The following is a 15011-nucleotide window of genomic DNA, read 5'->3' on the forward strand; positions in this document are numbered from 1 at the left end:
GCTACGAAGAAAGTGCAAGCGCTGCTGCGCCTGCCCTCTACCCAGGCATCGGGTCGCCAGGTCGCGCTGTGAAGAGGTTCACGGTTTGGGGATATGACGGCGGCCGGCGCCCGATCTACCCCCATTCGGAGGAGGAAGCACGTTAGAGTAAGCAATTGTTACCCCAGGTAACCACTTGCAATACAACTCCTCGGAGCAGCCCAATGAACTCAGTCGTCACCGCCGGCCTTGACACGACCTATGTCGGCCTGTCGTTCCTCATCGCGGTGATCGGATCCTTCATCGCGCTGTCGGCGGCGCGCCGCATCGTCCGCCCGGACGGCTCGATCCACGGCGCCAACGTGGTGGCCGCCGGCGCGGCGCTGGGCGGCATCGGCGTCTGGTCGATGCACTTCGTCGGCATCCTGGCGCTCAGGGCCGACCTGGCGATCGGCTACTCGATGACCGAAACGCTGGTCTCGCTGCTGGCCGCCGTGGCCGCCACGTCGCTGGCCCTGTATTTCGTCGCCGGCAACACCACGCTGACGCGCGTCGTCACGGCCGGCACCATCCTGGGCCTGGGCGTCTGCGTGATGCACTACCTGGCATGTACGGCATGCGCTTCGGCGGCCGCTTCGACTGGTCGATCGGTCTGGTCGGCCTGTCGGTGCTGATCGCCATCGTGGCGGCCATCGCCGCGCTCTGGCTGGCCTTCAACACCAACACCTGGCTGGCGCGCGGCGGCGCGGCGCTGCTGATGGGCGTGGCCGTCTGCGCGATGCACTACACCGGCATGGCCGCCGCCGACCTGATCTGCACCACCGCCTACCGCAGCAAGCTGCCGCGCGGCTTCGGCGTGATCAGCGCGCTCGACCTGCCGGCGCTGGTGATCACCCTGGCCCTGGGCATCGCCGCCCTGCTCGCCGTCCAGCAGCTGGTCCAGCGCAGCGCCCCGGCGCCGGCACCGGCCTGACCCCGCCCTCACCGAAGGAAACCATGTCTGTCCTACGCAATTTCGGCCTGGGCGAAAAGTTCGCCCTTCTTGGCTTTGTCGGCGCCCTGCTGTTCCTGGTGCCCTTCGTGTTCTACCTGCGCCAGGCCAGCGGGTTGCTGGCCGTGATCCAGGACGAGCAGGCCGGCATCGAACCGGCCCGCCAGCTGCTGCGCGTCATCCATGGCACCGGGCAGCACGCCGCCCTGGCCGGCACGTCGAAGCGGGAGGCGCAGGCGGCCACGCAGGCGCAGGCCGACCGGGACTACGAACAGCTCAGCGTGCTGGTGCATGCCGGGGTGCAGGACCAGGGGCTGCAAGCCAAGTGGGTGCAGGCCGCCACCCAGTGGGCCGAGCTGAAGGCCGGCGCCGGCGCAGGCACCGATGCCGCGGCCAAGCAACAGGCCGGGCATGCCGCGCTGCTGGCGAGCGAACTGAACCTGCTGGACCAGCTGAGCGACTACTACAGCCTGAAGCTGGACGCCGATGCCGAGTCGCACCACCTGATCAGCGCATCGCTGGTGTACCTGCCCCAGCTGACCGAAGCGTTCGCCCAGGCACGCCTGCGCGGCGACGCCTATTTCGGCGGGCAGCAGGCCGAAGCGGCCGACCAGGTCGCGGTGCTGGCGCTGGGCCAGTCGGCGCGCAGCCTGCAGCGGCACCTGGCCGAGGCGCTGGCCAGCTCGCTGGCCAGCAGCGCGCCGCTCAAGGCAGCGCTGGGCAGCGCCGCCCAGGCCAGCCAGGACGAGACGGCCAGGGCGCTGGCCCTGCTGTCGGCGGAGACGGTCCGCGCCGGCGGCACCACCTCGGCCGACGACTTCGACCGGGCCATGGGCCGGGCCATCGACGCGCAGTTCGGCCTGGCCGACCTGGCGATGGCGCAGCTGCAGAAGATGCTGGACGCCCGTGCCGCCAGCCAGAATGCGGCCCTGCTCGCGGCGCTGGCCGCGATGGGGCTGCTGTTCCTGGCGATGGGCTACTTCGGCGTGGCGATCGCCCGCTCGATCACGCGGCCGATCATCGACGCCGTCGCGATCGCGCAGCGCGTCGCCGGCGGCGACCTCACGGTGCAGGTGGAAGGAAGCGGGCGCCACGAGACCGGCCAGCTGATGGCGGCGCTGGCGGGCATGACGCAGAACCTGCGCACGCTGGTGGCGGAAGTGTCCGCCGGGGCCCACACCGTGTCGGACACCAGCGCGCAGATCGCACAGGGCAACACGGACCTGTCGCAGCGCACCGAGGAACAGGCCAGCATGCTGGAAGAAACCGCCAGCTCGCTGGAGCAGCTGACGGCGACCGTGTCGCAGAACGCGCAGACCGCACGCCAGGCCAGCCAGCTGGCCGTCGGCGCGTCGGAAGTAGCGCGCAAGGGCGGCCAGGCGGTGGGCCAGGTGGTCTCCACCATGACCGGGATTTCCGAGTCGTCCAGGAAGATCGCCGACATCATCGGCGTGATCGACGGCATCGCCTTCCAGACCAACATCCTGGCGCTCAATGCCGCGGTGGAGGCGGCCCGCGCCGGCGAGCAGGGACGCGGCTTTGCCGTGGTGGCTGCCGAGGTGCGCAGCCTGGCGCAGCGCAGCGCCGCAGCGGCCAAGGAGATCAAGGGCCTGATCAGCGATTCGGCCGACAAGGTGGAGGCCGGCACCCGGCTGGTGGACGCCGCCGGCCTGACGATGGAAGAAATCGTGGGTGCGGTCAGGCAGGTGACCGACCTGATCGCGGAGATCGCGGCGGCCAGCCAGGAGCAGAGCTCGGGCATCGCGCAGGTCAACACCGCGGTGACCCAGATGGATCACGTGGTGCAGCAGAACGCCACACTGGTGGAAGAAGCCACCGCCGCCGCCGAGTCCATGAAGGACCAGGCCGCGGCGCTGCTGCAGACCGTCTCGCGCTTCAAGCTGGGCACGGTGGCCCAGGCGCCGCAGCTTCCGGCCAGGCAGGCGGCCAGGGCACCGGCCGCCCGCCTTGCTCGCCTGCCGGCCCGGCCGGCGCTGGCGCGCTGAGTTTCGGCCTCCGCGCGCGTTCAGTCCCAGTCGCGGCCGTGGTGGTGGTCGCGGTCGAAGCGATGGCGCCACTGCCAGCGGCGCCATTCTTCATGGCGGCGGTTGCGCTCGAATGCGTAGCCGTTGTAGTACACCGGCTGGCTGTCCTGCACATAGGCAGGGGGAGAGACATACACGGTGCGCGGCTGCACATAGGTTTGCTGCGGCTGCACGTAGACCGGCTGCGGCTGCACGTACACCGGCTGCGGCTGCACGTAGACCGGCGCCGGCTCCATGTACACGGGCGACTGCACGCCGACGAAGAAGGACACGTCGCTGCGCGCCTGCGCGGCGGACATCGCGCCCAGCCCGCCCAGTGCAAGGGCGGCGGCGGCGATGAATCTGGCACGGATCGGAGAGTTCATGGATGGCTCCTTGTTGAAGGTGAAGCCATCTTGCGCGGGCTGCGATGAACGAAAGCTGAACGGAACCGGTCAATTCGCGGCAGGCCCGCACGCCGCGACTTCCACCGTGGCGAACTCCGGCAGCGGCGCCAGGATCGCGCCCAGCGGCCGGCAGGAACCGGCGCTGCAGATCTCGTAGTTGCCGGCGTAGGGCGAGTGGCTCAGGCGCAGCCGTTGCAGCGGCGCCAGCGGCGGGCGGTAGTGCCAGACGCCGCGGCGGTCCAGCCGGGCGTCGGGCGGCGGCTCCATGCCGGCGCCGCTGCCCAGGATGCGCGCTTCCTCGAGCACCAGCCGCGTGCCGACGATGCGGTAGTCCTCTTCCCAGCGGATCTTCTCGATCGAATGGGTCCACGCCAGCGTGAAAGAAGACAGCGGCAGGCTCGCGGCCAGCAGTCCCGCGGCCAGGCACAGCCCGCTCATCTCAGGCCGCCAGCGGCGGCGGCAGCCGGTTGCGGAACCATTGCCAGAGCACGAACACCGCCGCCATGGCAAAGCCGATTTCGTCGGTGAAGGGAACGGCGGCCACCAGCAAGGCGGCGGCGGCGAACGCGAACAGCCGCCCCAGCCAGTTGACCGGCTGCCACAGGTAGCCGATCGTCATCACGGCCCACAGGCTGATGGCCAGCACCGCCTTGAAGGCGACATAGGCGACTGCGAGCACGGTCCATTGCCCCTGCAGCATCAGCGCCGGATCGTAGATCGCCATGTAGGGCACGACGAAGCCGGCCACCGCGATCTGCGTCGCCTTGAAGCCGATCCGCATCGGCGAGGCGCGGGCGATCGAGGCGGCGGCGAAGGCGGCCAGCGCCACCGGCGGCGTCAGGTCGGCCATGATGCCGAAATAGAACACGAACATGTGCGAGACGATCAGCGGCACGCCGAGCTTGAGCAGCGCCGGCGCGGCGATCGAACTGGTGATGATGTAGTTGGGGATGGTGGGGATGCCCATGCCCAGGATCAGGCAGACGACCATGGTCAGGAACAGCGAGGCGAACAGGCTCTTCTGGCCGATGGTCAGGATGTAGCCGGCGAAGCTGGAGGCCGCGCCGGTCAGCGTGAGGACGCCGATGATGACGCCGACCACGGCGCAGGCCACGCCCACCGGCAGCGCCTGCCTGGCGCCGTCCACCAGGCTCATCTTCATGGTGTGCAGCGTCTTCCTGCCGCCATGCACGAACAGGTTGCCGATCGCCAGCGCCGCGATCACCGCCATCACCGGCTGGATCCCCCACTTGGCGAAGGAGGCGGCGGCCAGGCCCATCGCGAACCAGAACACCACCCGGAACGCCGTCTGCGAAATGCGCGCCGCGATGGCGCTGCCCAGGATCAGGATGGCCGTCAGCGCCAGCCCCATCATGCCGGCGAACATCGGCGTGAAGCCCTCGAACAGCATCACCACCAGCGCCGCCAGCGGCAGGATCAGGTACCAGTTGTCGCGGATCGCGTGCCAGGGGTTGGGGCACTGGTCCTTGGGGATGCCCAGCAGCTTCAGGCGGCCGGCCTCCAGGTGCACCATGGCGAAGGCGGTGAAGTAGTAGAGGAAGGCCGGGATCACGGCGGCCTTGACGATGTCCGCATAGGGCACGTTGAGCGTCTCGGCCATGATGAAGGCCACCGCCCCCATCACCGGCGGCATGATCTGCCCGCCCATCGAGGAGGTGGCTTCGACCGCGCCGGCGAACACCGACGAATAGCCGAAGCGCTTCATCAGCGGAATGGTGAACTGGCCGATGGTCAGCACGTTGGCGACGCCCGAGCCCGAGATCATGCCCATGAAGCCGGACGAGATCACGGCCACCTTGGCCGGCCCGCCCTGCGCGTGGCCGACGAAGCCCAGCGCCACGCTGTTGAACAGGCGGATCATCCCGGCGTGCTCGAGGAAGGAGCCGAACAGGATGAACAGGAAGATGTAGGTGGCCGAGACCAGCGTCGGAATGCCGTAGATGCCTTCGGTGCCGAAGCCCAGCTGGTCCACGATCTGCGCCAGCGTGTAGCCGCGGTGGGCCAGGTCGCCGGGCAGGTACTGCCCGAACAGGCCATACAGCAGGAACAGCCCGCAGACGATGGGCAGCGCCAGCCCGAGGATGCGCCGCGCCGCCTCGAACACCAGCACGATGACGATGGCGCCGACGGCCAGGTCCACCATCGTCGGGTCGCCCGAACGCTGGATCAGGTCGGCCTCGAACACCCAGTGGTAGAACGCCAGCGCGAAGCCGGCCGCCGCCAGCAGCCAGTCGTACCAGGGGATGCGCGTCGCCGGCCTGGCGCGCTGCACCACCGGATACAGCAGGAAGGTGATCAGCAGCAGGAAGCCCACGTGCACCGCCCGCGTGACCAGGCTGGACAGGGGCGAGAAGCCGGCCACCATCAGCTGGTAGGCGGAAAACAGGATGGCGGCCCACGTCACCGCCTTCAGCGGCCAGCCGCCCAGGTTGCGGGTGTGGCCGTGCTCCTGGAATTCCTCGCTCGGCGCGGGATGGTCGAACAGGCTGGGTGGCGGTGGCTTGGCGGCGTCGGTCATGGCGGTCCGGGAAGGAAGTCGACAAAAAAGCCGCGGTGGCAGCGGGCCGGCGCGGCTTCGGTGCGGTCGAGGCGGCGGCCTACTTGATCAGGCCGATCTCGCGGTAGTACTTTTCCGCGCCGGGGTGCAGCGGCAGCGGCATGTGCTTGGGCCCCTCCTCCCGCTTGATCGCCTTGGCCGCGGCGTGGGCCGCCACCATCTGGTCCAGGTTCTCGTACAGGGACTTGGTCATCTTGTAGACCGTGTCGGTCGACACGCCCTGGTGGGTCACGAGGAAGTTCTCGATCGCCACGGTGGCGACGGCGGCCGTCTGGCCGTCGTAGGTGTTGGCCGGAATGACGCCGGCGATGTAGGCCGGGTCGTTGACCTTGGCCACCACGTCGGCCGGGATCGGCACCACGACCATCTTCACCGAGGTCGCCAGGTCGCGGATGGCGGAGACGCCCAGGCCGGCCGAGATCAGCGTGGCGTCGATCTGCCGGTTCTTCATCAGCTCCACCGATTCGCCGAAGGGCAGGTATTCGACCTTGCCCAGGTCCTTGTAGCTCAGGCCGGCGCCCTTGAGGATGGCGCGGGCGTTGATCTCGGTACCCGACTTGGGGGCCCCGACCGAGACGCGCTTGCCCCGGAGGTCGGCCAGGGTCTTGATGCCCGAGTCGGCGCTGGCCACGATCTGGATGTAGTTGGAATAGATGCCGGCGACGCCGCGCAGCTTCTTCAGCGGCGTCTTGAAGCCGGCGTCCTCGTTGCCCTTCCAGGCGTCGGACAGCGCGTCGCCGAGCGTGAAGGCGATCTCGCCGCGGCCGGACTGCAGCAGGTTGAGGTTTTCCGCCGACGCCTTGGTCGCCTGCACCGAGGACTTGGCGTCCGGGATGGCCTTGGTGTAGATCTGGGACAGCGCGACGCCCAGCGGGTAATACACGCCGCTGGTGCCGCCGGTGAGGATGCTGATGAACTCCGCCGCGTGGGCGCTGCCGGCCAGCAACAGTGCAAGACAGCAGGGAACGACAACCTTGCGCAGGGTACTCAACGACATCGCGTCTCCTCGGTTAGTTCGGCGCGAGTATAAGCCGGGCTGATTGCCGGGCCAGCGCGCAGATGCGCCCGACGACCCATCACAAAAAGTTATACGAACCGTCGGAATGTCCTATTGGGCGCGGCTGGCCGGGCGAACCTACACTGCCCGCGAATCCTGGGAGAATCGATTTGAAGTTCCGCAAGATCTGCCTCGTGACGGCAGCACTGCTCTGCATGGCGTGTGCGGCCCGCGCACAGATCCTCATCGGCCAGACGGTCGGCCTGACCGGACCCATTGCGGCCTCGGCCAAGGACGCTGCCGCAGGCGCCAAGCTCTACTTCGACAGCGTGAACGCCAAGGGCGGAATCCGCGGCGAGAAGATCGAGCTCATCGCGCTGGACGACCGCTTCGATCCCGCGCTGTCCGCCGTCAATGCCGGCATCCTGATCAAGGAAAAGAACGTGGTGGCGCTGTTCATGGACCGCGGCACGCCCCATGCCGAGGCCATCATGCCGCTGCTGGCCCAGTACGGCGTCGCGCTGGTGGCCCCGGCCTCGGGCGCCATGCTGCTGCGCCAGCCGGTCAACAAATACATCTTCAACATCCGCGCCAGCCACCAGCTGGAGGCTGTCAAGGCCATCGCCCACCTCAACACGGTGGGCATCGATCGCATTGCGGTGATCTATGTGGACGATTCGTTCGGCCAGGACATTCTCGAGGGCGCCCGCAAGGGCTTCGCGGCGGTCAAGCTCAACCCGACGGCGGTCGTCAAGGCCGACCGCGCGAAGCCCGACCTGCCCCGGATCGTCAAGGACGTCCTGCAGTCCAACCCGCAAGCGGTCCTGTGGGTGGGAACCTCCGCCGCCGTGTCCGAGGGCATCAAGGTCCTGCGCGCCACCGGCTCCAGGATCCAGGTGATCACGCTCTCGAACAACGCTTCCTCCGGTTTCATCAAGCTGGCTGGCGACCAGGGCCGCGGCGTGATCGTGTCGCAGGTGTTCCCGTCGGAGAGCAGTTACAGCGTGGTCAGGGAAGCGCGGGAGCTGGCCAAGGCCACCGGGCAGACGGACTTGTCGCCGATCTTCCTGGAAGGCTACTGCGGCGCCAAGGTGCTGGTGGAGGCGCTGCGACGGGCCGGACCGAAGCCGACCCGCCAGTCGGTCGTGAAGGCGCTGGAAGGCATCCGCGGGTACGACCTCGGGGGGATCGAAATCTCCTATACGCCAGAGGACCATTCGGGCTCGAACTTCGTCGAGATGTCCATCGTCGGTGCCAACAACAAGTTCATCCGCTGAAGCAGTAAAGTAATCCTTTCGACTGACGCTCGTTTGCCCTAGCTTCGCGGCGTCACTGCAGAGGTCCACTATCTGCCCCTGGCGCGCGAACGGGCAGTCGTTGTGGTGCAGGTTGAGAGTTCCGGGCGTCGATCGACAACATTCATTTGTGGAGACCAACATGAACGAGACCGATGACTTCGCAGCTGGCAACCAGCACGCTCCTGACGCCCCGGCCGCGGCCGACGCCACCACCGCCGTGTCGCTGCGCCGGCGCACCATCGTGCAGGTGGCGGCCGGCGCCAGCCTGTTGCAGGTCGCCTCGCCGTTCATCATCACGGCCCGCGCGGCCGACGCGGTGAAGATCGGGCTGGACAACCCCCTGACCGGCACCTATGCGGCGGTCGGCAAGAACGAGCTTGCCGGCTGCCAGCTGGCGCTGGAGCAGATCAATGCCAAGGGCGGCATCCTGGGACGGCCGGTGGAACTGCTGGTGGAGGATTCCACCAGCGGCGACGCCGGCACCGCGGTGCAGAAGGCGCGCAAGCTGATCGAGCGCGACAAGGTCAACTTCCTGCTGGGCAACGTCAACTCGGCGCTCGCGCTGGCGATGGCGCAGGTCAGCAACGAAAAGGGCGTGCTGCACGTCGTGCCCGGCGGCCACACCGACGCGGTCACCGGCACCAGCTGCCACTGGAACGTCTTTCGCGTGTGCAACACCACGCAGATGGAAGCCAACGCGGTCACGCCGGCGCTGATCAGGGACGCCGGCAAGAAGTGGTACTACATCACCCCCGACTACGCCTTCGGCCACACGCTGCAGTCCGGCCTGGAGAAGGCCTGCGCCAAGGCCGGCGGCACCAAGGTCGGTGCCGACCTGACGCCGCTGGGCACGACCGACTTCTCGGCCTACCTGATCAAGGCGCAGGCCGCCAAGCCCGACGTGATCGTGTTCCTCACGCAGGGCGACGACATGATCAACGCGCTCAAGCAGGCGGTGCAGTTCGGGCTGGACAAGCGCTTCCACCTGGCCGGCGGCCAGCAGGAGCTGGAGGCCCTGGAAGGCCTGCCGCCGGAGGCGCGCATCGGCACCTGGGTGTTCGAGTGGTACTGGAACCAGCCGGGCGTGCCCCACGTGGCCGAATTCGTCGCCGCCATCAAGAAGAAGACCGGCCGCGTGCCGACGGCGCGCACCTGGATGGGCTTCGTCTCGACCTGGACCTGCGCGCTGGCCGCCAACGGCGCGAAGTCGCTGGAGGCGGTCAAGATGGCCAAGGCGCTGCAGGGGATGAAGCTGCCGCCGGAGGTGGCGCTGATGCCCGACGGCGCGTTCTTCCGCGCCGGCCAGAACCAGCTGATCCCGAACCTCTACGTCGGCCATGCCCAGTCCCAGGGCAGCGCGCCGGACGACCTGTTCAAGGTGACGCAGGTGGTCAAGGGCATCGACGCCGCCGGCACCCTGGAGGAGTCGGGCTGCAAGATGACCTGGCCGGCATGAGCGCGCTGGCCCGATGAGTCAGCTGCTTCTCTTCAACGTCTTCAACGGGCTGATCGTCGGCGCCTTCTACGCGCTGATGGCGCTCGGCCTGTCGCTGATCCTGAACCTGAGCGGAGTCATCAACTTCGCCCACGGCGGCTTTCTCGCCATCGGCGCGTACCTCGCGTACATGCTGATGCCGACGATCGGCTTCTGGGGCGCGCTGGTGGTGGCGCCGCTGCTGACGGCGCTGATCGGCATCGCGGTGGAGCGGGTGCTGATCCGCCGGTTGTACGGGCGCGACCCGCTGTACAGCCTGCTGCTCACCTTCGGGCTGGCCTACATCCTGGAAGACGGCACGCGCTACATCTGGGGCGCGCAGAGCCTGCCCTATCCGATCCCGGCCTGGCTGACGACGCCGCTGTCGGCCGAATACTTCTTCCTCACCGGCTACCGCCTGTTCATGGTGGCGCTGGTCGCGGTGGTGGTGGCGGCGCTGTTCCTGATCCTGAACCGCACGCGGCTGGGAATGCGCATCCGCGCCGGCACGCTCGACCTGGAGACGGTGTCGGTGCTGGGCGTGAACATTGGCGTGCTGCGCAACCTGAACTTCGGGCTCGGCATCTACCTGGCGGGACTGGCCGGCGTGCTGGCCGCCGGCATGCTGGGGCTGCAGCCCACCATCGGCACCTCGCTGATCATGCCCAGCTTCGTCGCCATCATCGTCGGCGGCCTCGGCAGCCTGCCCGGCACGCTGCTGGGCGGCCTGCTGATCGGCGTGGCCTCGGGCGTCACCACCATGTTCTTTCCCTCCGCCACCGAGGCGGTGATGTACGTGATGATGGGCCTGGTGCTGCTGGTGCGCCCGCGCGGCCTGCTCGGCGAGGAAGGCAGAACGCAATGAAGGCGCTCGACCACCGGGCCGGCACCGCCCTGATCTGGGTGCTGCTGCTGACCATGCCGTACTGGATGAACGCGATGGGCGGCTACACCGAGCTGGCGGCGCGCGTCATCGTGCTGGGGCTGGCGGCGATGGCGCTGAACTTCCTGCTCGGCTTCACCGGCGTGCTGTCCTTCGGCCACGCCGCCTACTTCGGGCTGGGCGCCTACGGCGCGGCGATGGTGCTCAAGTTCTGGGCGCCCAGCACGCCGCTGGCGATCCTGATGGGCGTGCTGACCGGCACGCTGGCCGCGGCCATCATCGGCGCGCTGATCGCCAAGCTGCGCGGCGTCTACTTCGCGATGGTGACCATCGCCTTCGGCCAGGTCTTCTACTTCATCGCGTTCCGCTGGAACTCGGTGACCGGCGGCGACGACGGCCTCACCGGCTGGCACCGGCAGCCGCTGGACCTGGGCTTCACCACCATCGACATCCTGGGCAACGACAAGGCCTTCTACTACATGGCGCTGGTCTTCTTCGCCGGTGCGGTGGGCATCATGGCATGGCTGCTGCGCTCGCCGCTGGGGCGCACGCTGATCGCCATCCGCGAGAACGAGCGGCGCGCGCGCTTCCTGGGCATCCCGGTGGAGCGCCACATCTGGCTGTCGTTCGTGATCTCGGGCGCCTTCGCCAGCCTGGCCGGCGCGCTGTACGCGCTCCTGAGCAACTTCACCGACCCGCGCTCGCTGCACTGGACGCTGTCGGGCAACTTCGTGATCATGGCCGTGCTGGGCGGCATGCGCTCGTTCTGGGGGCCGCTGGTCGGTGCCGCGATCTTCGTGGTGCTGCAGGACTACGTGTCCAGCCACACCGAGAACTGGATGTCGGTGATCGGCCTGTTCTTCGTGCTGGTGGTGTCCTTCTTCCCGCGCGGCGTGCTGGGAATGATCAAGCGCAAGGTGCAAGCGTGAGCCTGCTGCGCGTCAACAACGTCACGCGGACCTTCGGCAGCCTGGTGGCGGTGAACGACGTGTCGATGACCGTCGAACCGGGCGAGCTGCGCGCGGTGATCGGCCCCAACGGCGCCGGCAAGACCACCTTCTTCAACCTGATCAGCGGCTTCTTCCCGCCCACGGCGGGCACGATCGAGTTCGACGGCCGCGACATCACCGCCTGGCCGGCGGACCGGCGGGTGGCCGGCGGCATGGCGCGCACCTTCCAGATCACCGAGATCTTCCCCGAGCTGAGCGTGCGGGAGAACCTGCGCATCCCGGTGGAGGTGGCGCTGGGACTGCGGCTGCGGCCCTGGCTGGGGCGCGCGCAGGACGCCACCATCCGCACGCGCGTCGACGAGCTGCTGGAGATGGGCGGCCTCACCGGCAAGGCCGACCGGCTGGCCAGCGAGCTGGCGCACGGCGACCAGCGCGCCACCGAGATCATGATGTCGATCGCGCTGCGACCGCGCCTGCTGCTGCTGGACGAACCCACCGCCGGCATGGGCGACCAGGAGACCTACGACATCACGCGCCTGGTGCGCCGGCTGCACCGCGACGGCAAGCTGAGCATCGTGCTGATCGAGCACGACATGCGCGTCGTCTTCCACCTGGCCGACCGCATCATGGTGCTGGCCGAAGGCGCGATGCTGGCCGAAGGCACGGCCGACGAGATCGCCAAGGACGAGCGCGTGCAGGCCGCCTACCTGGGGAAGACCGAATGAACGTGCTCGAAGCCAGCGGCCTGCATACCTTTTACGGCAAGAGCCACATCCTGCACGGCGTCGGCCTGGAGGTGCGCGAGGGCGAGATCGTGACGCTGCTCGGGCGCAACGGCGCCGGCAAGACCACCACCATGCGCAGCCTGATGGGCCTGACCCCGGCGCGCGAGGGCAGCATCCGGGTGCTGGGCCAGGACACCACCAAATGGTCGCCTTACCGCGTCGCGGCGCTGGGCGTCGGCTTCGTGCCCGAGGGCCGGCGCGTGTTCGCCAACCTCAGCGTGGACGAGAACCTGCGGGTGCCGCTCGAGCGCCCCGGGCCCTGGACCATCGCCCGCGTCTACGAGCTGTTCCCCCGCCTGCAGGAGCGCCGCGCCAGCAAGGGCCGGCAGCTGTCGGGCGGCGAGCAGGAGATGCTGTCGATCGCCCGCGCGCTGCTGCTCAACCCGAAGCTGCTGATGCTGGACGAGCCGTCGCAGGGGCTGGCGCCGCTGATCGTCAAGCAGGTGTTCGAGGTGATCGCGCAGATGCGCAAGCAGGGCATGTCCGTGCTGCTGGTGGAACAGAACGTGCGCGCCGCGGTGGAGATCGCCGACCGGGCCTACGTGCTGGAAAACGGCGCCATCGCCTACGAGGGCCCGGCCGCCGAGTTCGGCCGCGACGAGGAGCGGGTGCGCGCGCTTGCCGGCGCCAGCGCCGAGAGCTGGGACGCGATCGACTCGTAGAGCGCGGCGCGCGCGTCCGGTGGCGCCGCCTTGACCTCGGTCAAATCCACGCGCCCGCGGCAGCCCAGAATTTCCTGCAGCGGCGCCCGGTCGGCGCCCTGGAGGCGACCCATGGACGACAAGCTCAAGCAGAAGATCCTGGCACTGCTGGACCAGCACCGGATCATGACGGTGGCCACGCTGCGGCCCGACGGCTGGCCGCAGGCCACCACCGTCGGCTACGTGAACGACGGCCTGACGCTGTACTTCTTTTGCGGGCTGGAGAGCCAGAAGGCGAAGAACCTGGCGCGCGACGACCGGCTGTCACTGACCATCGACCACGATACGCCCGACCTCATGGCGATCACCGGCCTGTCGATGGCGGCGCGCGCGCAGGCGGTGCAAGACCCGGCCGAAGCGCAGAAGGTGCTGGCCATGCTGCCGCTGAAATATCCCGACGCGCCGCCGCTGCCGATGAAGATGCCGACGGCGGAGGAGGTGCGCATCTTCCGCGTCACGCCGACGGTCATCTCGGTGCTCGACTACACCAGGGGCTTCGGCCACACCGACCTGGTCGAGTGCTGAGGCGGCACGCCTCGCCGCGGCTAGATGTGCAGCGCCTGCCCCAGCGCGCGCAGCGCCGCCTCCTGCACCGCCTCGCCCAGCGTCGGGTGGGCGTGGATGGTGCCGGCGATGTCCTCCAGCCGCGCGCCCATCTCGATCGACTGCGAGAACGCCGTGCTCAGCTCGGAGACGGCGCGGCCGACGGCCTGCCAGCCGACGATCAGGTGGTTGTCGCGCCGTGCCACCACGCGCACGAAGCCGTCGTTCGACTCGATGGTCATGGCGCGGCCGTTGGCCGAGAACGGGAAGGAAGCGACCGTGCACTCGATGCCGGCGGCCTGCGCCTGGTCGGGCGACAGGCCCACCGTCACCACCTCCGGATCGGTGAAGCAGATCGCAGGGATCGCCGCCGGCGCGAAATGCCGCTTGTGGCCGGCGATCACTTCGGCCACCAGCTCGCCCTGCGCCATCGCGCGGTGCGCCAGCATCGGCTCGCCGGCGATGTCGCCGATTGCCCAGACGTTGCGCATCGACGTGCGGCACTGGTCGTCGACGCGGACGGCGCGGCCCGCCAGGTCCAGCCGCAGCGACTCCAGCCCGAAGCCTTCGGTGCGCGGGCGCCGGCCCACGGCCACCAGCACCTTGTCGGCCGGCAGCGCGAATTCGTCGGCGCTGGCGCTGCGCACCCGCACCGCGCCCGCCGGGTCCAGCCCCTGCACGGTGCAGCCCAGATGCAGCACCACGCCCAGCCGCTTGAGCGAGCCCAGCACCGGCCGGGTCAGCTCCTCGTCGTCGTAGGCCGGCAGCACGCGCGGCAGGGCCTCCACCACCGCCACCTCGGCGCCGAGCTTGCGGTAGGCGATGCCCATCTCCAGCCCGATGTAGCCGGCGCCGACCACCACCAACCGGCGCGGCAGCTCGCTGGGCGCCAGCGCCTCGGTCGACGAGATCACCGTGCCGCCGAAGGGCATGAAGGGCAGTTCCACCGGCAGCGAGCCGGTCGCCAGCAGCAGGTGCTCGCACTGGATGCGCAGCGGCTCGCCCTGCGCCGTCACCACGTCCACCGTCTTGCCGTCGACCAGCGTGGCCCAGCCCTGCACCACCTGCACGCCGCGCTTGCGCAGCAGCGCGCCGACGCCGCCGGTCAGGCGCGCCACGATGGCGTCTTTCCAGCGCACGGTCTGGGCGATGTCGATCCGCGGCGCCTCGACATGGATGCCGAGCGCCGAGCCGTCGGCGTAGTGACGCGCCTTCTCGAATTCGTCGGCCGCGTGGATCAGCGCCTTGGACGGGATGCAGCCGATGTTCAGGCAGGTGCCGCCCAGCGCTCCGCACTCCACCAGCACGGTGGGGATGCCGAGCTGGCCGGCGCGGATGGCGGCCACGTAGCCGCCGGGGCCGCCGCCGATCACCAGCAGCGTTGTCGATTGGGTTTTCAAA

At 69.0% G+C, this 15011-nt stretch carries 15 protein-coding genes; 10 read left to right on the forward strand and 5 right to left on the reverse strand.

Features of this window, described 5'->3' with window-relative positions; translation table 11 throughout:
* The first annotated feature begins 203 nt into the window (after nucleotides 1-203).
* From ACFPOE_RS08810 to ACFPOE_RS08820, 3 genes are read left to right on the forward strand one after another with little or no spacing between them, the layout of a single operon-like run.
* Complete coding sequence (locus tag ACFPOE_RS08810; protein ID WP_376849713.1) at nucleotides 204-653, forward strand: MHYT domain-containing protein; 450 nt, start codon at nucleotides 204-206, stop codon at nucleotides 651-653.
* On the forward strand, nucleotides 587-952 hold the full coding sequence (locus ACFPOE_RS08815) for an MHYT domain-containing protein (RefSeq protein ID WP_376849714.1): 366 nt from the start codon (nucleotides 587-589) through the stop codon (nucleotides 950-952). Before ACFPOE_RS08810 ends, ACFPOE_RS08815 begins: the two co-directional genes overlap by 67 nt.
* A 23-nt stretch (nucleotides 953-975) precedes the next feature.
* The gene (locus tag ACFPOE_RS08820; RefSeq protein ID WP_376849715.1) at nucleotides 976-2976 is read left to right on the forward strand and encodes a methyl-accepting chemotaxis protein; all 2001 of its coding nucleotides are present in this window, start codon (nucleotides 976-978) and stop codon (nucleotides 2974-2976) included.
* A 20-nt stretch (nucleotides 2977-2996) separates the two neighbouring features.
* On the opposite strand, the gene ACFPOE_RS08825 is transcribed toward ACFPOE_RS08820, so the two are convergent.
* The 4 genes from ACFPOE_RS08825 to ACFPOE_RS08840 form a co-directional block, all read right to left on the reverse strand.
* Complete coding sequence (locus ACFPOE_RS08825) at nucleotides 2997-3380, reverse strand: hypothetical protein (protein WP_376849716.1); 384 nt, start codon at nucleotides 3378-3380, stop codon at nucleotides 2997-2999.
* Nucleotides 3381-3449: 69 nt separating this feature from the next.
* The gene (locus ACFPOE_RS08830) at nucleotides 3450-3839 is read right to left on the reverse strand and encodes a DUF1850 domain-containing protein (protein ID WP_376849717.1); all 390 of its coding nucleotides are present in this window, start codon (nucleotides 3837-3839) and stop codon (nucleotides 3450-3452) included.
* A 1-nt stretch (nucleotide 3840) separates the two neighbouring features.
* Nucleotides 3841-5940: a TRAP transporter permease gene (locus ACFPOE_RS08835; RefSeq protein ID WP_376849718.1), complete on the reverse strand. Its 2100-nt coding sequence runs from the start codon at nucleotides 5938-5940 to the stop codon at nucleotides 3841-3843.
* Between the two features lie 79 nt (nucleotides 5941-6019).
* Nucleotides 6020-6976 carry a TAXI family TRAP transporter solute-binding subunit gene (locus ACFPOE_RS08840; protein WP_376849719.1) on the reverse strand — a complete coding sequence of 319 codons (957 nt, stop codon included), beginning with the start codon at nucleotides 6974-6976 and terminating at the stop codon, nucleotides 6020-6022.
* A gap of 170 nt (nucleotides 6977-7146) precedes the next feature.
* Between ACFPOE_RS08840 and ACFPOE_RS08845 the strand changes: the two genes are divergently transcribed.
* From ACFPOE_RS08845 to ACFPOE_RS08875, 7 genes are all read left to right on the forward strand, one after another.
* Complete coding sequence (locus ACFPOE_RS08845; protein WP_376849720.1) at nucleotides 7147-8253, forward strand: ABC transporter substrate-binding protein; 1107 nt, start codon at nucleotides 7147-7149, stop codon at nucleotides 8251-8253.
* Nucleotides 8254-8413: 160 nt separating this feature from the next.
* Complete coding sequence (locus ACFPOE_RS08850; protein WP_376849721.1) at nucleotides 8414-9730, forward strand: ABC transporter substrate-binding protein; 1317 nt, start codon at nucleotides 8414-8416, stop codon at nucleotides 9728-9730.
* 13 nt (nucleotides 9731-9743) lie between these two features.
* The gene (locus tag ACFPOE_RS08855; protein WP_376849722.1) at nucleotides 9744-10613 is read left to right on the forward strand and encodes a branched-chain amino acid ABC transporter permease; all 870 of its coding nucleotides are present in this window, start codon (nucleotides 9744-9746) and stop codon (nucleotides 10611-10613) included.
* A complete protein-coding gene (locus tag ACFPOE_RS08860) occupies nucleotides 10610-11560 on the forward strand; it encodes a branched-chain amino acid ABC transporter permease (RefSeq protein WP_376849723.1) in 951 nt (316 codons plus the stop codon). Before ACFPOE_RS08855 ends, ACFPOE_RS08860 begins: the two co-directional genes overlap by 4 nt.
* A complete protein-coding gene (locus tag ACFPOE_RS08865; protein WP_376849724.1) occupies nucleotides 11557-12306 on the forward strand; it encodes an ABC transporter ATP-binding protein in 750 nt (249 codons plus the stop codon). Before ACFPOE_RS08860 ends, ACFPOE_RS08865 begins: the two co-directional genes overlap by 4 nt.
* Nucleotides 12303-13028, forward strand: coding sequence for an ABC transporter ATP-binding protein (locus tag ACFPOE_RS08870; RefSeq protein ID WP_376849725.1), 726 nt, complete (start codon nucleotides 12303-12305; stop codon nucleotides 13026-13028). Before ACFPOE_RS08865 ends, ACFPOE_RS08870 begins: the two co-directional genes overlap by 4 nt.
* A gap of 111 nt (nucleotides 13029-13139) precedes the next feature.
* Complete coding sequence (locus ACFPOE_RS08875) at nucleotides 13140-13592, forward strand: pyridoxamine 5'-phosphate oxidase family protein (protein WP_376849726.1); 453 nt, start codon at nucleotides 13140-13142, stop codon at nucleotides 13590-13592.
* A gap of 20 nt (nucleotides 13593-13612) precedes the next feature.
* On the opposite strand, the gene lpdA is transcribed toward ACFPOE_RS08875, so the two are convergent.
* Nucleotides 13613-15010, reverse strand: coding sequence for a dihydrolipoyl dehydrogenase (gene lpdA, locus ACFPOE_RS08880; protein ID WP_376849727.1), 1398 nt, complete (start codon nucleotides 15008-15010; stop codon nucleotides 13613-13615).
* Between the last annotated feature and the right edge of the window lies 1 nt (nucleotide 15011).

This window comes from Caenimonas terrae (assembly GCF_042655405.1).
Taxonomy (GTDB): domain Bacteria; phylum Pseudomonadota; class Gammaproteobacteria; order Burkholderiales; family Burkholderiaceae_C; genus Ramlibacter; species Ramlibacter terrae_A.

Excerpts from the sequence above, each read along its gene's own strand:
- ACFPOE_RS08835 (WP_376849718.1), bottom strand. The coding sequence starts at position 5,940 with ATGACCGACGCCGCCAAGCCACCGCCACCCAGCCTGTTCGACCATCCC.
- ACFPOE_RS08820 (WP_376849715.1), top strand. The coding sequence starts at position 976 with ATGTCTGTCCTACGCAATTTCGGCCTGGGCGAAAAGTTCGCCCTTCTT.
- ACFPOE_RS08875 (WP_376849726.1), top strand. The coding sequence starts at position 13,140 with ATGGACGACAAGCTCAAGCAGAAGATCCTGGCACTGCTGGACCAGCAC.
- ACFPOE_RS08810 (WP_376849713.1), top strand. The coding sequence starts at position 204 with ATGAACTCAGTCGTCACCGCCGGCCTTGACACGACCTATGTCGGCCTG.
- ACFPOE_RS08870 (WP_376849725.1), top strand. The coding sequence starts at position 12,303 with ATGAACGTGCTCGAAGCCAGCGGCCTGCATACCTTTTACGGCAAGAGC.
- ACFPOE_RS08850 (WP_376849721.1), top strand. The coding sequence starts at position 8,414 with ATGAACGAGACCGATGACTTCGCAGCTGGCAACCAGCACGCTCCTGAC.
- ACFPOE_RS08815 (WP_376849714.1), top strand. The coding sequence starts at position 587 with ATGTACGGCATGCGCTTCGGCGGCCGCTTCGACTGGTCGATCGGTCTG.
- ACFPOE_RS08825 (WP_376849716.1), bottom strand. The coding sequence starts at position 3,380 with ATGAACTCTCCGATCCGTGCCAGATTCATCGCCGCCGCCGCCCTTGCA.
- ACFPOE_RS08855 (WP_376849722.1), top strand. The coding sequence starts at position 9,744 with ATGAGTCAGCTGCTTCTCTTCAACGTCTTCAACGGGCTGATCGTCGGC.
- ACFPOE_RS08860 (WP_376849723.1), top strand. The coding sequence starts at position 10,610 with ATGAAGGCGCTCGACCACCGGGCCGGCACCGCCCTGATCTGGGTGCTG.
- ACFPOE_RS08840 (WP_376849719.1), bottom strand. The coding sequence starts at position 6,976 with ATGTCGTTGAGTACCCTGCGCAAGGTTGTCGTTCCCTGCTGTCTTGCA.
- ACFPOE_RS08830 (WP_376849717.1), bottom strand. The coding sequence starts at position 3,839 with ATGAGCGGGCTGTGCCTGGCCGCGGGACTGCTGGCCGCGAGCCTGCCG.